A 16,301-nucleotide genomic window follows, 5' to 3' on the forward strand; every position below is an offset into this window, starting at 1 on the left:
TGGGACCCACCGGCGCGACAGGTGCGATGGGTCCGCAGGGAGCTGTAGGTCCGACCGGACCAGTTGGACCCATGGGTCCGCAGGGAGCGACGGGTCCCACGGGAGGGGTAGGACCCACCGGCGCGACAGGTACAATGGGTCCGCAGGGTCCGATCGGTCCAACCGGCGCCGTGGGCCCGCAGGGCCCGCAAGGCATCCAAGGCCCGCAAGGTCCGATCGGCCCGACGGGCGCGCAGGGTGCGCAGGGCATCCAGGGCCCGCAAGGTCCGATCGGCCCGACGGGCGCGCAGGGTCCGCAGGGCCCCGCCGGCTCGGCGAACATCAACGGCACGACCAACTTCATCATCAAGTTCACGAGCGCCACGACAGGCGGCAACTCGCGCCTCTTCGACAACGGCACCAACGTCGGCCTCGGCACCACCGCCCCGAACTCCCCATTCCACGCCACCTCGGCGAGCACGGTCCGCACAATCCTCACCGAGAACACGACGACCACCGGCGCAGCGATCGTCGGCATCAACTCCGCGCCGGAAGGCGCAAACGCGGACGGTGGTTCAGGCGTGTACGGCGTGACGAGCCAGAGAGGCCTCGCAGCCGTGTACGGCGACAACAACAGCCCGAGCGGCACCGCCATCCACGGCGCGGGCCAAAACGTCGCCGGCTTCATCCTCGTCGCCGGCTCCGGCGGCGCGTTCACCGGCCAAACGACCGGCACCTACTCGAGGAACCTCTCCTCGGGCATCGCGCAAGCCGAATACACCGACAACTTCGGCGACATCGTCCGCGTGAACTTCTGGGACGGTCTCACGAACTTCAAGATCAACGGCATCGGCGTCGTCTCGACCGTCGTCCACGACCCAACCGACGCCGCAGGCCAGCGCCGCGTGACCCTCTACGCGCCCGAGGCGCCAGAGGTCCTCTTCGAGGACTACGGCGAGGCACGGCTCAAAAACGGCGTCGCCCACGTCGAGCTCGACCCAATCTTCACAGCCAACGTCCAGGTCGACGAGCGGCACCCACTGCGCGTGTTCATCCAGCTCGAGGAAAACGAGCAAACGCGCGGCGTGGTCGTGAAGAACAAGACGGCGACAGGCTTCGACGTGGTGGAACTCGGCGGCGGGACATCCAACATGCCCTTCCAGTGGCACGTCGTCTGCAATCGCGCGGACGAGATCACACCAAGCGGGCGTCTCTCCCACTACGCAGATCTGCGCTTCGGAGTCGCGCTGGACGACCTCGCCTCGATGCCCGCGCGCGTCGATACGCCGAGCACACAGAACCCAAGCGCAGCCGCAGACCCATCGCTCGCGTGGCTGCAGGCGCTCCTGCCACTCATGCACAACGGGCGATAGCCTTTTCGCTCGAAGGCGCTGCGCTGGGGCTTTGCCCCAGGCCCCAGCAGGGGCTGTCCGCCCCTGCACCCGGACCAGCGCAAGCGCTGGACTCGGGGTCGATGAACTGCGCGATGCGCAGTTCATCGAACAGGCCAGGTCAAGACCAACGACGACCCTGCCAACGAAGACGGCAGCGCTGACGTTTCAGCCGGCAACGTGCCGCTGCGTGCGACGACCTTCCTGGTCTTGCCACCGGCCCGTCGGAAGAACTGCGCGGAGCGCAGTTCTTCCGCCCCCGGTCCAGGCCGTGCCTGGTTCGGGTCGAGGGGCGAACAGCCCCCGCGGGGTCCGGGGCAGCGCCCCGGCGCGGCGGCCTCAGGGCTCTTGCGTCGAGCCGGGCATGCCGCCGTTCAGGCGTTTGCCCTCCGGCAGCTTCTGCACGCTTTGCGGCGTCGGCTGGCCCATCGTGTAGATGAGCTTGTACTTGGCGTTTCGCGCCTGCGTGCCGGCGGCGACGATCTCCGTCCCGGGGTGGCCTTTGGCTGTGACGGGCGGCGTTTGGTTGCCCTCGACCTCGAGCAGGCCACCTGCGTCGCAACCGAGGACGCCCATCACCGCGAAGATCGCGAGGGATCCGACCGAGAGGCGCGCGAGGGAAGCCATACGTCGATTGTAGAGCCGGCCTCGCTCGAGGTTCAAGGCTCCTTTTTCTTGATGATCACGAAGTTCGCGCGGCGGTTTTGCTGGCGGCCTTCCTTCGAGTCGTTCGAGCCGACGGGCACCGAGGCGCCGTAGCCTTTGGCCACGAGCTTCTCGGGTGGGATGCCGCGCTTGATGAGCCAGGCGCGGACCGAGTCGGCGCGGCTTTGCGAGAGGATCTGGTTGTACTCGTCGGCGCCCATCGCGTCGGCGTGGCCTTGGACCTCGATGAGCTCGATTTCGGGGTGCTTCAGGATCGCGTCGCGGACCTCGTGCAGGAGGTCGTCGCTCATGGGATCCACCGTCTGGTATTGGCTCGATTGCCCGAACCGGAAGCGGATCTGGCGCCGGATGACGATCTCTTCGTTCGTCACCTCGACCTTGGGGCAGCCGTTGAGCTGCGGCTCTGCGTCGGGCTTTCCGGGCACGTCCGGGCATGCGTCGGTCTTGTCGGGGACCGTGTCTGCGTCGCGATCGGGTGGGCAGCCGTTTTTTTTCGGGTCCTCGTTCGGCACGCCGGGATCCGTGGGGCAGGCGTCCACGACGTCGCGGATGCTGTCGTCGTCCGTGTCGGGTGGGCAGCCGTTTTTCCTGGGGTCCGCGCTCTTCGGGCCGGGCTCGCTCGGGCAGGCGTCCTGTTTGTCCGCGATGCGATCGCCGTCTGTGTCGACCGGGCAGCCGTTTTTCGCGGGATCCTCGTTCTTCGGGCCGGGCTCGTTCGGGCAGGCGTCGTGTTTGTCCGCGATGCGATCGCCGTCGGCGTCGGGCGGGCAGCCGTTCTTGTGGGGATCGTCGTTCTCTGGGCCCGGCGTGTCGGGGCAGGCGTCGCGTTTGTCCGGGATGTCGTCGCCGTCGGTGTCCTTGTCGGCCGGGGAGGCTTGTGGCTCGTAGCCGATGCTCCCGACGGCGGAGAAGACGGGCGTTCCATAACCCTGCGTGAGGCCCGGGCCCGCGGCGGCGCCGACGACGAGGAAGGGCAGCGGGCGGAGCTTGGCGCCGACGAGGAGCTCGGCCGAGACCGGGGACGCGACGGAGATCCGCGTATCCGGGGTGTCGACGAGGACTTCGCGTGTGAACGGCGTCGAGAGCGAGAGCTCGGGGCCGATCTGGAAGAAGTCCTGACCGAAGACCACGGCCGCGCCGGCGCGCGCGTCGAACGTGTGCGGGCGGGCCGAGGCGCGCAGGGTCGTGCCGAGCGAGACGCTGTAGAGGAACCGATCGACGCGGCCGCCCATGACGACGTGGGGCTCGCCGCGGACCGCGCCCTCGGCCGCGTAGCCGCTCGGACCGGTGGGCGCGACGAGGTAACCGCCGAGGCCGACCTGGAAGGCGCCGCGATCCTCGCCGAAGAGGCGCACGCGCGCGCCGATGCGCAGATCCCCGACCTCGGCCGATTGCGGCGACGTGAACGGCACGCCGAGGACGGTGGGGCTGTCGCCGCCCTGCGTGAGCGCGAAGGGCATGTCGAGCGAGACGAGCAGCCGATCCCAGAGCGCGAGCGAGGCGTTCACGTGCAAGAACGTCTGCTGCGAGACGATGGCGTAGCGGGTGTCGCCGTCCTGGATCGAGAGCGGGCGCAGGCCGAAGTCGACGACGGCCTTGGCGCGGGGGACGAGGTGCCCAGACGCGCCCGGGGAGGGGACGCCGAAGAGGGCGTCGCCCGCGACGGAGGGCTGAAAGCGCTCGAGGGCGCCGGTCGTGCTCGCTTCTTGCGCGAGTGAGGCGCGCGCGAGCAGAAAGAACGCGGCCCCGGCCAGGATCGACCGAGTCCGCCCCAGGCGGCGATCGAGGCGCATATCCGCAGAAAACCCTGACCACGCGTGAGCTGTCAAGCTGCGCGGCGGACGCGACGCTTCCGCGAGGGCGACCCGGCGGAGTACAACGGCATGCCGATGGATCGCCGAACCCCCGCTCGCGCCGCGGCTTGCCAAGCCGCCTTGCGGCCTTTTTTGCTGGTCGTGGCGCTCGCCGGGGGGTGTGACGCGCTCCCCGACCTCGCCGTGACGCATCTCGGCCGGGGCGATCGCGCGCTCGCGGAGGGGCGTTACGGGGAGGCCCTCGCCGCGTACGCCCACGCGCACGAGCTCGCGCCGCACGATCCGCGCGTGCAACGGGCGCAGATGCGGGCGCGGGTCTCCCTCATGGCCGAGAGCCCGGCCCGGATCGGCGCGGATGCGCTGGAGGACGTGGGGTACGAGGCGGAGCTCTTGCGGCGGACGGAGAAGGACCTCGACGCGGTTTGCCTGACCGCGCTCGGCAACGTGCTCGCGCGGCGCGGGGACCGCGAAGGCGCGCGGCTGAAGCTCGCCGAGGCCGTGAAGGCCGATCCGAACTCGTACGTGGCGCACGCGGCGCTCGGGGCGCTGCTCGCCGGCAGACCCGAGGCCGCGACGGAGGCGAAGGCTGCGCTGGAGCGGGCGCTCGTGATCCGGCCAGGTGCGCCGGGGCCGCTCGTGGGGCTCGGGAAGATCAAGCTCGCCGAAGGGGATCTGTCCGGCGCGATCGAGCGGTTCGTCGAGGCGCTGAAGGCGGGGGACGACTTCGGGACGCGGCTCGCGCTGGGGAGTGCGCGGCTACAGCAGGGCAAACATGCCGAGGCCGCGGTGGATCTCGCGCGTGCGGTGCAGATGGATCCGCGGAGCCCGGAGGCGCTCGGTTTGCTCGGGCAGGCGCTGCTCGGCGCGGGGAAGCTCGACGAGGCGGAGCGGGCGCTGCGGGCATCGCTCGAGCTCCGGTCGGACGTGGGGACGTCGATCGCGCTCGGGTTCACGCTGGCGCGGCAGAAGAAGTCGGTCGCGGCGCTCGACGTGCTCGAAGGGGTGCTCGCGGCCGATCCGCTCGCGCCGCCGGCGCTGTTCGGCGTGGGCATGGCCAATGAGGATCTCGGGCGCACCCAGCAGGCGCTCGCCGCGTTCCGGCGCCTGCTCGCGCTCCCGCTCGAAGGCCCGCAGAAGCAGCTCGTCGCGGATCTGCAGCGAGAGGCGAAGGGCCGCGTCGAGGCGCTCGCAGCGGCGCAGGAGAAGGCCGAGGCCGCCGAGGAGAAACCTTCGAAGGCGAAACGATGACCGAGCGCTCGTTCGGCGCGGCGCTCGTGAAGTTCGTCCGAACGTACGCGGTCCTCTTCGGGATCGTGGGGCTCGGGGCGGCGCTCCGGATCGTGTGGAACGACGTCGCGTCGTATGCGCCCGCGGACGAGGCGTACTACGTGTCCTCGACACAGTTCCTCCAGCGCGAGGGGTTGTCCGCGTACCCGCAGCTCGTCGCGGCGCACCTCGAACGCGCGGATCTCGCCACGTTCCCCACGCCGCTGCGCTGGGGCTACTTCGCGATGACGACGCTCGCGTGTGCTGCGGACGCGCCGTGCGACGGGCGCATGCTCGCGTGGCTCTCGACGCTCGCAGGCATCGTGTCGATCGTCTTCACGTACCTGCTCGGCGCGCGCCTCGTGGGGCCACGCGCGGGGCTCGTCGCCGCTCTGCTCACGGTGACCTCGCCGCTCCAGCTCGCGCTCTCGCGACGCGCGCTCCAGGACGAGGTGTATTGCGCGATCTTCCTGGCGGCGGCGTGGTCCTTCGTTCGGCTCGCCCAGGACGAACGCGACGCGCTCCGCGCACGATGGCGACCGATGGCGCTGTTCGTCGTCCTCGCGACGCTCGCGTTCGCCGTGAAGGAGGCGTTCGTCTTTCCGTATGCGGGCCTCGCGGCCGCGACCGTCCTCGCCTCACGCGCGCGCCTGCGCCCCGCGCAAGTGCTTCTCTTCCTGGCCCCGCCGGTCCTCTTCTTCGCGGGCTTCGTGTTGCTCGGCCGCGACGCTTCGGCCTTCTTCGAGCTCCTCCGCCTCACGCGGGCCTCGTTCCTCGACGACTACGGCATCCAGTACCAGAGCGGCCCGCCGCATCGGCCCCTCTTCGACCTCTTCGTGCTCGCGCCGATCGTCTGCGTCCTCGGGGTCTTCGCGCTCGCGCGTCTGGCCGAGCGCCCGCGCGAACATCGCGGCGCGCTCTGGCTCGCGTGTTTCTTGCTCGTCTCCCTCGCCGCGTTCGCGGGCCTGCCCAAGAACCTGCGTTTCGTCGTGATCCTCGACCCGATCCTCCGCCTGCTCGCCGCGTGGGCGATCGTCACGTTCCCCTGGGCCGGGCGCGCGCGCGGGGCCGGGTTCGCCGCTGCTTTGCTGATCCCGTCGGCCGTGTTCGAGCTCGCCCTGTTCCACGAGACGTTCATCACCTTTCGCACCTATGATCCCACCACGTACGATGTCCTCCACGCGCTCGGCGCCCTGCCCGGTGCCGCCGCGCGCGCGGGCTCGAGCGCCTTCCCGCTCGTCTTTTTCGCGGCGCTCGGGGCCCTCTTCGTGGGGCTCGTCGTCCGGAGGAAAGTCGCCGTGACGGAACCTGACACGAACGAAGAAACCACGGACGAAGAGCCCGCCGCGAAGACCGCCGCGCGCGCGCCGAAACCGGCCGGCGGATCGAACCTCGTGGCCTTCTGGCTCGGCGCTGTCGTGGTCGCCGTCCTCTCGATCGTCATCGCCTGGAAGGCGTCGAGCCCGGCTCCCGCCGGAAAACCAGGCGGCGTGAGCGTTCCGGCCGCGACGCCGAACCCGCGCGCGGCGCCTGCGCGGAGCCCCGGCGCGCCGGCGGATCCGATGACGCTCGGGCTCGAAGCGCTCTACACGCGGAACGATCCCGTCCTCGCGGCGGCGCGTTTCCGGGAGGTGCTCGCGAAAAACCCCGATCATTACGGCGCGACGTACCAGCTCGCGACCGCGCTCGAACAGGCCGGCGAGCCGCGCGAGGCGCGACCGCTCTGGGAGAAGATGGCGACGATGGCCGACGCGATCGGCGACACGAAGACGGCCGAGCACGCCCGCGCGCGGTTGGCCGCGCTCGACGAGCGGCAGCGCGCCTTGTCGCTCGACGATCCGACGGCCTCGATGCAGCTCGGCCTCGACGCGCTCTACAACCGGAAAAACCCCGAGGCCGCGGTGGCGCATTTCCGCGCCGTACTCGCGCATCATCCGGATCACTACGGCGCGACGTTCCAGCTCGCGACGGCGCTCGATCAAGCCGGCAGGCCCGCCGAGGCGCGGCCGCTCTGGACGAAGATGCTCGGCATGGCCGAGGGCATCGGCGATACGAAGACGGCCGACGCCGCGCGCGCGCGCCTCGCCAAGAATCCTTGAGCTCCAACTATTGCATGCCCAACGATCGGGCGAGCTCGGCGCTGCGCGGGTCCTCGGGGTGCGCCTCGCGGAGCTTCTGCGCGTGGTGCTTCGCCTCCTCGACGACGCCGCGGCGGAACGTGAGGAGCGCGAGGTTGTAGCGCGCGTCCGCGAACGACGGGTCCGCCCGCAGGGCCGCGAGGTAAGCCGAGCGCGCGGCGTTGTAGTCGCCGCGGCGATCGGCCACGAGCCCGAGATCGTACTGCGCCTCGGCGTCGCCCGGATCGGCGGCGACGAGCGGCCCGAGCACCCGAGCGGCCTCGTCGAGGTCGCCCTTCACGAGCGCGGAGGAGCCGACGAAGAGCGCGGCGCTGCGGCCGGCACCGAGCTCGACGGCGCGTTTGGCCTCCCGCATCGCTTCGGCGTCCTTGCCCTGGCCCGCGAGCGCGAGGGCGAGCGCATACCTGAGCCGCGCCTCTGCGCCGCCCAGGGCGAGGGCACGCCGAGCTTCCTCCTCGGCGCGTATCGCCTGACCGCTCAAGCCGAGCGTCTCGGCGTGGAGCGCGCGCAGATCGCCGTTGCCAGGGCATTGTTCGTGCGCGGCGCGCGCCAGGCTCTCGGCTTGCACGAAGTCGTGCGCGCGGATGGCGATCTCGGCGCGCTCGCCCTGGCAGCGGCAGCTCCCGGGGTGCAGCCGCAAGCACTCGTCCACGATGGCGCGCGCGGCCAGGAAATCGCGGGATCCGAGCGGCTTTCGCGTGAGCTCGCCGATCGCGCGAGGGTGCTCGCCGTCGCGGCGCAGCGCGTCCCACCACATCTGCGCGGGGGAGGCGAGCCACGACGACGCGGACGCGAAGACGAGCGCAGACGCCGTGAGCACGGCGAGCGCCGCGAAGCGCCCTGCAGTGCGCGCACGAGGCAACTTCTTTCCGGCGAGCGCCGAGGCCGCGAGCGCGAGCGAGGCCCACGCCGGGACCGCGACGAACGCGACGCCCTGGCCGAGCGGCGCGCGGCCCTCGCGGAAGTAGAGCGCGGCGCCGAGCGCGGCCGCGACCGCGACCCACGCGAAGGCCGCGCTCCACGCGAGCCTCTTGTCTCCCGCGCCCCACGCGCGAAGTCGTACGGCCCCGTAGAGCACGGCTACGAGCAGGAGAGCGGCCAGGATGGCCGCGACGATCGGATTGCCGGCAGGCGCGGGCTCGGGCGACGAGAGCGGCGGCGCCAGCGCGAGCAAGAAGAGGCGCGCAGCGCGCGTCACCACGTCGAGCAGGAGGAGCACGCGCGGAATTTACCCTGCCGCGACGCTCGATACGTCACTCTTCGCGGCCTCGACGATCTCCTGCGCGTACCTGGCGATCAGCGCCTCGTCCTCGCCCTCGACCATGACGCGGAGCTTCGGCTCCGTGCCGCTCCAGCGCACGAGCACGCGGCCCTTGCCGCCGAGCGTCTTCTCCACGCGGTCGACGACGAGCCGCATCGTCTCCATCGATTCGAGCGGCATGCGCCGCACGAACGTGGCGTTCTCCAGCACCTGCGGCACCCGCTGCATCGCCTTCGAGGCGAGCTCGGAGAGGGGCTTGCCCGACTCGAGCATGATCGCGAGGACCTGCAGCGCGGCCACGATGCCGTCGCCCGTGGTCGCGTGGTCGAGGAAGATGAGGTGCCCCGACTGCTCGCCGCCGAAGGTGTAGCCGCCGGAGCGCATGGCCTCGACGACGTACCGGTCGCCGACCGCGGTGCGCTCGACGCGGCCGCCCTCGCTCGCGAGCGCGCGCTCGAGCCCGAGGTTCGACATGACCGTGCTGACCACGGTTCCATGCGGCAGCTTGCCCTGGCGGAGCAGGCGCAGCGCGACGAGCGCCATGATCGCGTCGCCGTCGACGATCTGGCCCTTCTCGTCGACCATGATCACGCGGTCGGCGTCGCCGTCGAGCGCGATGCCGAGCGCCGCGCCCTTGCGCACGACCTCGGAGGCCACGTGGTCGGGGTGCAAGGCGCCGCAGTCGCGGTTGATGTTGCGGCCGTTCGGCTTCACGCCGAGCGGCACGACGTCCGCGCCGAGCTCGCTGAAGACGAGCGGCGCGACCTTGTACGCGGCGCCGTGCGCGGCGTCGCAGACGAGCTTGACGCCGTCGAGCGAGAGCTGCGCGGGGAAGGTGTTCTTGCAGAACACGACGTACCTGCCGCGCGCGTCTTCGAGCCGCATGGCGTCGCCGATGGCGGCGCCGGTCACGCGGAGCGCGTCGAGCTCGCCGCCCTCCATGAGCCGCTCGATCGCGGCCTCTTCGGCGTCGGGCAGCTTGAAGCCGTCGGGGCCGAAGATCTTGATGCCGTTGTCGCCGTACGGGTTGTGGCTGGCGCTGATCACGACGCCGGCGTCAGCGCGCATGCTGCGGGTGAGCTGCGCGACGGCCGGGGTGGGAATCGGGCCGCTCAGCATGACGTGGCCGCCCATCGCGCAGATGCCCGACGCGAGCGCGGTTTCGAACATGTAGCCGCTGAGGCGCGTGTCCTTGCCGATGACGACGCGCACCTTGCGACCCTTGCCCCGCCGCGCGACGAACGCGATGGCGCGCCCGAGCCGCAACGCCATCTCGGGCGTCATGGGCGGTTCGTTTGCGGTCCCACGAATACCATCGGTCCCGAAGAGCTTTCGTCCGCTGCCCTTGGTCAAAGGCCCTTGCTCCTTTTTCCTGGTCGACTTCGTCCTGGCCACGCCGCCACGCTAGCCGCGGATGGGGCCGAACGTTAGCCCCTAGATGAGGCGTACGTCGGTGAAATTCCCGGCCGGCGTGAGGCGGCAGTTGGATGACGGCGCGGAGAAACGGGTTCTCCGGGAGCGGAAGAAATTCGGGGAGGCGGCCCGGCAGGGCCGTGGAGGAACGGTCAGTTGTAGACGAGCTCGAAGACGGCCGTCATCGACGTTTCCTGGCTCGACGTGATGTCGAACTGGTTGATGAACGGCAGGGTGACGGGATCACCCGGGTCGGGCTCGTACGTCTCGGGGCCGTTGCCGTCGACGTCGAAGAAGCCGAGGAAGGTATAGCGGTTCGGCGCGAGCGGGCCGCTCTTCCAGGCGGCCTCGCTCGGGTCGGCTGCTTCGAGGTCCACGCCGGAGACCTCCACCTCCGCCATTTGCACGGCGTCGGGGCGAGGGCCGCCCGCCGAGACGTCCTCGGCGAGGTACAGGCCTCCGTAGACCGTGCCCTTCAGCGGATCGACGAGGTTCTTGCTCCCGCGGACGCCGTTCGTCGCGGAAAAACTCAGGACGACCGTGCCGTCTTGGGGCGCCTCGGGCCCGTCGGGCTCGGGATCGCCGCCGCAGGCGACGAGGCAGGGCGCGAGCAAGGCGAAGAGTGGGCCGAGGAGCTTCCGGCTCATTTCGTTTCGCCTCCAATGAAGCACTTGATCGCGTCCTTCGGCCCCTCGACGAATCCGAAGGTCGAGCACATCTCGTTCGGGAACGCGACGGGCCCCATGTCGGGGTTGTTCCAGGAGCAATGGGTCCGCACGATCGTGCCCGCGGGCAGGGGTCTCGGGTTCTCGAAGAAGAGCGAGACGGGGGGATTGTCGCGGTAGTCGCCGACCCACGGATCGACGAGGTAGATCGACTCGAGGCTCGCCTCGTCCTCGCCGATCAGGGCCTCGAAGCGGGTGCCCCGCTCGTGCATGTGGCCGCCGACGAGCAGGAGGGTCACGTCCTCGGAGATGACGCAATCGAATTTGCTCTCGCCCGGGCCGTGCGGCGCGAGCTCGAAGCCGTAGTCGTTCGTCACGTACATGGAGGCCCATTTCTCGACGGCGGCGACCGGCATCGTCTTCAGCCGGACGACGTCGCGGATGCGGATGGGCACGGCGCCGCTGTTCAAGTAATGCGACTGCAGCACGAGCGCCTTGCCCTTCGGCAGGAAGGTGCCGCGCCCCGCGGGCAGCTCGTAGCTCGGGACCGTGAATGGGTCGAATTTCGCCATGCTGGCGACGTCCGTGCAGTCCTCCATCGTGCCCGGGGGCAGCGGCTCCTTGGCGGAGAGCAGGATGGCGTGGTGGCCGAATTTGCCTTGCAGCGTCTCCTGCAGCGAGAACGCGATGTCCTCGCCGTCGTAGCGGAAATGCGTGCAGATCATCTTGTCCTCGCCCGGCTGGACGACGACCTCCGCGCCCACGAAATCGATGAAATTCGGGTCGGCGGCGGGGATTTCGACGCGCAGGTCGCGGATGCCGTCGTCGGGCGCGGCCGGGGCGCTCCCGTCGTCGGTGCCTCCGCAGGCCGCGACGAGGAGCATGGGCAGGGCGAGCGCCCATCGAATCGATCGGATCATGAAACCTCCATTCCGAAGCGTGAGGTTTCAGGATGCGCGAATGCATCGCGCGTGGCTAGCGTGCTTTCAACGATAACGCAGCACGACGCGCTGCGACGCGTCCGACGACGTACCCAATCGTGAACACGTGCCACGGCCGCAGCCCGCTCGCCTCGCCGCGGTACACGGGTTTCACCGGGACCTCGTGAATGCGATGCTCATGACGTGCGAGCGTGCCGAGCAGGTCGTTTGGATAACCATATCGCGCCCACATCCCCTCGCGGAGCAGGCAATCCATCGCCGCCGCGCCGATCGCGGTGTAACCGCACTGGCTATCCGATAGCGACGGTAATCCCGCCGCGTGCCGCGTCATCCAGGCGAGCGCCGAGGTGCCGAGGAGCCGGTGGAGTGGCATGTCTTTCCAGACGGAAGGGTGGCGCAAGCGGTCGCCTTTGACGTAATCGGCCTCGCCCCGCGCCACGGGGCCGACGACGGCGGGCAGATCGAGCGGATCCATCTGCCCGTCGCCGGCCATCACGGCCGCGACGTCGGCCGCGAGCGCCCGCGCCTCGCGATAGCCGGTCAAGATGGCCGCGCCGACGCCGCGATTCTCCGCATGCCGAACGAGCACGAGGCGTCCGTCCCCCGCGGCGCGCGCCGCGGCCGAGGTGGCGTCGTCGCTCGCGTCGTCCACGACCACGACGTGGTCCACGAACGAAGGCACGGCTCGGACGGTATCGGCAATTCGATCCTCTTCCCGGAAAGCCGGGATCACCACGGCGATGCGCGCACCTGAGAACACGAAGCGACGCCTTAGCGAAACGGAGCCCGGGTTTCAACGTCCGCGGAACCGTGCCCGGCGCCGACAAGAGGCGCTCGCCGGAAGGAAACTCTGGTAAGGAGGTCCTCCCTTCCAAACGGGGGATCCCTGTCATGGCGAAAAATTCCAGTATATCCAATCTCGTATTCAAGAACGCGAGGCTCGCGGCGCTGCTCGCCGTGGGATCGGCGAGCGCGTGGGCCGGGTGTGCGACGAGCTCTTCGGACACGTTCCCCGGCGGCGACGGGGGCCGCGGGGACGGCGCGTCCGGCGGGCAAGGCGGTACGGCGGGGCAGGGCGGGATTCCCGGTCAGGGCGGCGCGGGAATGGGCGGCGCAGGGCAGGGCGGCGGCTCGGCCTGCGGGCCCGGCACGACGCTTTGCGGGGACGCCTGCACGGTCCTCTCGTTCGACCCGGCGAACTGCGGCGCCTGCGGCAAGGCCTGCGCGGCCGGCGAGGTCTGCTCGCTGGGCCAGTGCGGGATCACCTGCCTCGGCGGCACGACCCAATGCAATGACGCGTGCGCGGATCTCCAGAACGACCCGAACAACTGCGGCGCGTGCGGCACGACGTGCCTGCCGGGGCAGGTCTGTTCGGCGGGGCAATGCGGTACGTCGTGCGTGGGCGCGACGTTCTGCAATGGGTCCTGCGTGGACCTCGACACGGATCCGGCGAATTGCGGCGCGTGCGGCACGACGTGCGCCGCGGGCCAGGTCTGCTCGATGGGGCAATGCGCGGTGACGTGCCTCGGCGGCTCGGCCCTGTGCGGATCGAGCTGCGTGGATCTCGACACGGATCCGGCGCATTGCGGGACGTGCGGCAATGCCTGTCCGTCGGGGCAGCTCTGCGCGGCGGGCATGTGCGTGAGCATCGGCGAATGCAATGCGCCGTTCCTGCAATGCGGGCAGCTCTGCGTCCTGCCGGCGACGGACGCCTCGAACTGCGGGACGTGCGGCAACAAGTGCCCCGTCGGCGCGTCGTGCGTGGACGGGACCTGCCAGGCCTGCGACAGCGCGACGACGGACTGCGACAACGACGGCTGGCTCGCGAGCGAGGGGGATTGCTGCGACAAACCCGGCCTCTGCGGCGCCGAGCCCGAGAAGGTGAACCCGGGCGCGATCGAGGTCGTGGGCAACGGCATCGACGACAATTGCAACACGAAGACCGACCTCTTCGACCTGGAAGACACGGTCTCCTGCGACGACGGGCTGGCCTCCGATTCGTCGTCCCCGACCGATTACGCCAAGGCGCTCGGCATCTGCCGCACGACGACGGAGAACGCCTCGAAGCCGGAGAGGACGTGGGGCCTGCTCAGCGCCAAGCTCCTGCGCGCCGACGGCTCGGCGCTCGGGGACGTGCGGGCGGCGTCGATCCGCCAGGGCTTCGGCAGCATCTCGCCGGCCGTGCTGGAGGGCAAGAGCGCCGTCGTGCTGTCGAGCGGCATCGCGGCGGACGAGACGCAGACGAACCCGGGGCCGAACGGCGGCGGGGGCGGCCTCAACGTGTCGACGTCGCACACGCCGGTGAGCAACGTGCTGATCTCGGGCGGCAGCGATTTCTCGGTCAAGGATTGGTTCGCCACGCCAAACCTTCCGCTCAAGCCGGCGAACGGCCTGCCCGACTCGCCGGGCTGCAACGCGAGCAACACGCCGGAGGCCGAGGACTCGGTCATGCTCGTGCTGCGGCTGCGGGCGCCCACGAATGCGCGGGCATTCTCGTTCAACTCGTACTTCATGTCGGCCGAATACCCGGAATTCGTCTGCACGAGCTACAACGATCAGTTCATCGCGCTCGTCGACACGCCGAGCGGCGTGCCCTCGCCGACGCCGAACCCGGTCGACAAGAACCTGATGACGTTCACGTCGGGCAACCAGAAATGGCCGATCGGGATCAACATCGCGCAGGGCACGAACCTCTTCGCCGTCTGCGACTCGCAAGCCGCGTCGCCGACCTGCTGGGACACGAGCGTCAGCGCGACCTCGTGCTCGCTCGGCTCGGCGCAGCTCATGGGTACGGGATTCGAATCGGATGGAGATTGCCTCGTCGGCGGCGGTACGTTCTGGCTGACGACCGCGGGCAATGTGATCCCCGGGCAAATCGTGGAGATCCGCATCGCGCTCTGGGACGTGGGCGACTCGTCGTACGACTCGCTCGCGATTCTGGACGGGTTCCAGTGGCTCTCGGCGGCCACCCTTCCGGGCACGGGCGGCTGAGGACAAAATGAAACCGGGCGGCCAATCGGCCGCCCGGTGGGTTTTGCTGGGCGTTAGCCCAACATCACACGAGGGGGGTCTCCCAGTCGTCCTCGGCCGTGATGCCACCCTCGGTCCACGTCCAGATGATCTTCTGGTACGTGAACGCGATCTCCTCGTACTCGGCGTACTTCATGAGATCGGGGTTCCGGTTGTTCGGCATGCGGAAGTTGATCGACGCGATGTTCGCGTTGATCAGGCGCACCGTGTAGTGGTTCACCTCGGTGCCGACGCCCTGCTGCGCCTTCACCTGCGGGGTGTAGTGCTTGAGCTCCCACTCCGAGATGTTCTCGTTGTTGACGAGCGAGCTGTAGAGCAGCGGCGACGCCTTATCGAGCTCCTTCGTCACGATGAAGGGCTTGTGCATGCGCTTGCCGGTCGGCAGGCCGCTCGCCGGATCGCGGGGGCTCATGATCTCGTGCGAGACCGCGATGACCATGATGCTGTTCTCGCGACCCTTCTGGGTCACGGAGCCCTTGATCTCGCCTTGCTTCTGCCCCTTCAGCCGGAGATACGCATTGAGAGCCATGGTGCTAACCTCTTCCGTTTGGTCGCGCCGTCCCCTGGACTCAGTCTACGCCCTATTGCGCGCTGGCAGATGACGGTCTCCCAGCCGAACCCGAAGATCCGAAGACCTCCGCGTGCGGTCTTTCGGCTTTCCCTCTTTTCCGCGCCGGCGTCAAGCATCTTCGTGCCGGGCTTCGAGAGGCGCCGACCAGACACCATTGCAGTCGGCATGCCACCCCGCAGACGACAAAAAGACGCAGCCGGGTCGTACGGCTACCGTGTCATTGCGTGAAATTGGGGGGAGGGTGGGGCAAAAAGCCTGGATCTTCGAGGCCCCACCTGGGGAAAAGAAGATCCAGGATGCGGCGCGTCAGGAGCGATATTTGCGGCCGCCGGCGAGCTGATCGGCATAAGCGACGAGATCCTGCTCTTTTTTGAGCAGCGCGCCGAGGAAGGGGAGCGCCTGTTCGAGCTTCACCTCGTCGATGCCCGCTTTGCGGAGCGCCGCGATCCAATCGATGAGCTCGCTCGTCGACGGGCGCTTGCGCAGCCGCGACATGTTGCGGATCTCGTAGAACACCGAGAGGACCTGATCGATCAACGTCCGCGCGAGCTCCGGGTGGTGCACGTTCACGATCTGCCGCATGAACTCGCGGTCGGGGAAATCGATGAAGTGAAAGACGCAGCGGCGCAGGAACGCGTCCGGCAGCTCTTTCTCGTTGTTGCTCGTGATGACCACCACGGGCCGCTCCTTCGCGACGTACTCGTCGCCCGTCTCGGTCACGCGGAACCGCATGCGATCGATCTCGTGGAGCAGGTCGTTCGGGAACTCGAGGTCGGCCTTGTCGACCTCGTCGATGAGCAGGACGACCCGTTTGTCCGAAGCGAGCGCGCGGCCGAGGGGGCCGAGCTTGATGTAGCGGCGGATGTCGCGTACGTCGCCGTCGCCGAAGCGCGAGTCGTAGAGGCGCTGGACCGTGTCGTAGACGTAAAGCCCGTCCTGCGCCCGCGTGGTGCTCTTGACGTGCCACGGGATGAGCTCGGTCTCGAGCGTCTGGGCGATCGCCTCGGCCAGCAGGGTCTTGCCCGTTCCAGGCTCGCCCTTCACGAGCAGGGGACGTTCGAGCGCGAGGGCGCAGTTCACCGCAGCCTCGAGGGATTCGTTCGTCAGGTAGCCAATCGTGCCGCGGAAACGACGAAACTCCGTCATGGACGGGAACCTAGCACGGA

General features: G+C 69.4%; 13 protein-coding genes. 4 read left to right on the forward strand and 9 right to left on the reverse strand.

What is annotated here, in order from left to right:
* Window positions 1–170: 170 nt before the first annotated feature.
* Window positions 171–1,352 (forward strand): hypothetical protein, encoded by a 1,182-nt coding sequence (locus tag QHF84_RS12270; protein WP_281313437.1) that lies wholly within the window; start codon window positions 171–173, stop codon window positions 1,350–1,352.
* Window positions 1,353–1,709: 357 nt separating this feature from the next.
* Here QHF84_RS12270 and QHF84_RS12275 read toward each other — a convergent pair whose 3' ends face one another.
* Window positions 1,710–2,033 carry a hypothetical protein gene (locus tag QHF84_RS12275; protein ID WP_281313438.1) on the reverse strand — a complete coding sequence of 108 codons (324 nt, stop codon included), beginning with the start codon at window positions 2,031–2,033 and terminating at the stop codon, window positions 1,710–1,712.
* Window positions 2,030–3,829 (reverse strand): OmpA family protein, encoded by a 1,800-nt coding sequence (locus tag QHF84_RS12280; protein WP_281313439.1) that lies wholly within the window; start codon window positions 3,827–3,829, stop codon window positions 2,030–2,032. Before QHF84_RS12280 ends, QHF84_RS12275 begins: the two co-directional genes overlap by 4 nt.
* A gap of 96 nt (window positions 3,830–3,925) precedes the next feature.
* On the opposite strand from QHF84_RS12280, the gene QHF84_RS12285 reads away from it, so the two are divergent.
* Window positions 3,926–5,098, forward strand: a complete 1,173-nt coding sequence (locus QHF84_RS12285) for a tetratricopeptide repeat protein (RefSeq protein ID WP_281313440.1) — start codon at window positions 3,926–3,928, stop codon at window positions 5,096–5,098.
* Window positions 5,095–7,215, forward strand: coding sequence for a tetratricopeptide repeat protein (locus QHF84_RS12290; RefSeq protein ID WP_281313441.1), 2,121 nt, complete (start codon window positions 5,095–5,097; stop codon window positions 7,213–7,215). The genes QHF84_RS12285 and QHF84_RS12290 overlap by 4 nt, the downstream gene beginning before the upstream one ends.
* Window positions 7,216–7,222: 7 nt before the next feature.
* Here the strand turns inward: QHF84_RS12290 and QHF84_RS12295 are convergent, their stop codons facing one another.
* From QHF84_RS12295 to QHF84_RS12315, 5 genes are all read right to left on the reverse strand, one after another.
* On the reverse strand, window positions 7,223–8,473 hold the full coding sequence (locus tag QHF84_RS12295) for a tetratricopeptide repeat protein (protein WP_281313442.1): 1,251 nt from the start codon (window positions 8,471–8,473) through the stop codon (window positions 7,223–7,225).
* Window positions 8,474–8,482: 9 nt separating this feature from the next.
* On the reverse strand, window positions 8,483–9,868 hold the full coding sequence (glmM, locus tag QHF84_RS12300) for a phosphoglucosamine mutase (protein ID WP_348652857.1): 1,386 nt from the start codon (window positions 9,866–9,868) through the stop codon (window positions 8,483–8,485).
* Window positions 9,869–10,080: 212 nt separating this feature from the next.
* Entirely contained in the window at window positions 10,081–10,575 is a 495-nt protein-coding gene (locus tag QHF84_RS12305; RefSeq protein WP_281313444.1) for a hypothetical protein, read from the reverse strand.
* Window positions 10,572–11,513: a hypothetical protein gene (locus tag QHF84_RS12310; RefSeq protein ID WP_281313445.1), complete on the reverse strand. Its 942-nt coding sequence runs from the start codon at window positions 11,511–11,513 to the stop codon at window positions 10,572–10,574. Before QHF84_RS12310 ends, QHF84_RS12305 begins: the two co-directional genes overlap by 4 nt.
* A 55-nt stretch (window positions 11,514–11,568) precedes the next feature.
* Window positions 11,569–12,294, reverse strand: a complete 726-nt coding sequence (locus tag QHF84_RS12315; RefSeq protein ID WP_281313446.1) for a glycosyltransferase — start codon at window positions 12,292–12,294, stop codon at window positions 11,569–11,571.
* A gap of 131 nt (window positions 12,295–12,425) precedes the next feature.
* Between QHF84_RS12315 and QHF84_RS12320 the strand changes: the two genes are divergently transcribed.
* Window positions 12,426–14,525, forward strand: coding sequence for a choice-of-anchor L domain-containing protein (locus QHF84_RS12320; protein WP_281313447.1), 2,100 nt, complete (start codon window positions 12,426–12,428; stop codon window positions 14,523–14,525).
* A 64-nt stretch (window positions 14,526–14,589) separates the two neighbouring features.
* Here QHF84_RS12320 and tssD read toward each other — a convergent pair whose 3' ends face one another.
* Window positions 14,590–15,093 carry a type VI secretion system tube protein TssD gene (gene tssD / locus QHF84_RS12325; RefSeq protein WP_281313448.1) on the reverse strand — a complete coding sequence of 168 codons (504 nt, stop codon included), beginning with the start codon at window positions 15,091–15,093 and terminating at the stop codon, window positions 14,590–14,592.
* A gap of 348 nt (window positions 15,094–15,441) precedes the next feature.
* A complete protein-coding gene (locus QHF84_RS12330) occupies window positions 15,442–16,281 on the reverse strand; it encodes a MoxR family ATPase (RefSeq protein ID WP_281313449.1) in 840 nt (279 codons plus the stop codon).
* Window positions 16,282–16,301 lie beyond the last annotated feature (20 nt).

The sequence above is a fragment of the Polyangium sp. y55x31 genome, from assembly GCF_029946505.1.
Classification (GTDB): domain Bacteria; phylum Myxococcota_A; class Polyangia; order Polyangiales; family Polyangiaceae; genus Polyangium.

Bases quoted from the DNA above. Each gene is read 5' to 3' on its own strand.
- QHF84_RS12320 (WP_281313447.1), top strand. From the start codon at position 12,426: ATGGCGAAAAATTCCAGTATATCCAATCTCGTATTCAAGAACGCGAGG.
- QHF84_RS12285 (WP_281313440.1), top strand. From the start codon at position 3,926: ATGGATCGCCGAACCCCCGCTCGCGCCGCGGCTTGCCAAGCCGCCTTG.
- QHF84_RS12330 (WP_281313449.1), bottom strand. From the start codon at position 16,281: ATGACGGAGTTTCGTCGTTTCCGCGGCACGATTGGCTACCTGACGAAC.
- QHF84_RS12310 (WP_281313445.1), bottom strand. From the start codon at position 11,513: ATGATCCGATCGATTCGATGGGCGCTCGCCCTGCCCATGCTCCTCGTC.
- QHF84_RS12290 (WP_281313441.1), top strand. From the start codon at position 5,095: ATGACCGAGCGCTCGTTCGGCGCGGCGCTCGTGAAGTTCGTCCGAACG.
- tssD (WP_281313448.1), bottom strand. From the start codon at position 15,093: ATGGCTCTCAATGCGTATCTCCGGCTGAAGGGGCAGAAGCAAGGCGAG.
- QHF84_RS12305 (WP_281313444.1), bottom strand. From the start codon at position 10,575: ATGAGCCGGAAGCTCCTCGGCCCACTCTTCGCCTTGCTCGCGCCCTGC.
- QHF84_RS12280 (WP_281313439.1), bottom strand. From the start codon at position 3,829: ATGCGCCTCGATCGCCGCCTGGGGCGGACTCGGTCGATCCTGGCCGGG.